Origin of the sequence: Rhodomicrobium sp. Az07 (genome assembly GCF_018619475.1) — a bacterium.
Taxonomy (GTDB): Bacteria; Pseudomonadota; Alphaproteobacteria; order Rhizobiales; family Rhodomicrobiaceae; genus Rhodomicrobium.
The window spans coordinates 1-645 of record NZ_JAHFZG010000046.1 but is presented as its reverse complement, the minus strand read 5'-3'; the positions used below and the strand labels follow the sequence as shown (position 1 = coordinate 645).

Here is a 645-nt window from a genome sequence, read left to right as displayed (position 1 = left end):
GTCTCGACAGCGGTTTGAGAACATGATTCACCCTCAGCACGGTAACGGCGGGGGTGATGATGCGCGGGATGGACGAGACGAGCGGATCGCTGTTCAGCTATGTCGATCTGGAGGGGCGTATCCCTGCGCGGCACCCTCTGCGCAAGATCCGACAGGTCGTGAATGACGCGCTCGCCAGCCTCGATGCGGAGTTCGAGGCGCTTTACACGGATTTCGGCCGCCCCTCGATCCCGCCGGAGCGTCTGATCCGGGCAAGCCTTCTGCAAATTCTGTTTTCTGTCCGGTCCGAGCGGCAGTTGATGGAGCAGATGGATTACAACCTGATGTTCCGCTGGTTTGTCGGGCTGGGTATTGATGATCCTGTGTGGGTGCCGACCGTATTCACGAAGAACCGCGACCGGCTGCTGAGCACGGAAATGTCGCGCAAGGTGATGGCGGCGATCCTGGCCCATGGCGAGGTCGCACCGCTGCTGTCGGATGAGCATTTTTCGGTCGATGGCACGCTGGTCAAGGCATGGGCGTCGATGAAGAGCTTCCAGCCCAAGGCCGATGCCGCCCCGCCTGACGATGACGGGCCGGGCGATCCTCCCGCCTCAGATGCCACGCCCGAAACCGAGCCTTCCGAGACCCCAGCCGAGACCGACC

General features: G+C 62.5%; 1 protein-coding gene. It reads left to right on the top strand.

Annotated elements, in window-relative coordinates; genetic code table 11:
* Window positions 1-59 precede the first annotated feature (59 nt).
* Window positions 60-645, top strand: a 586-nt coding sequence (locus KKP04_RS15260; RefSeq protein WP_215033537.1) for a transposase, incomplete at its 3' end; no start/stop codon positions are given.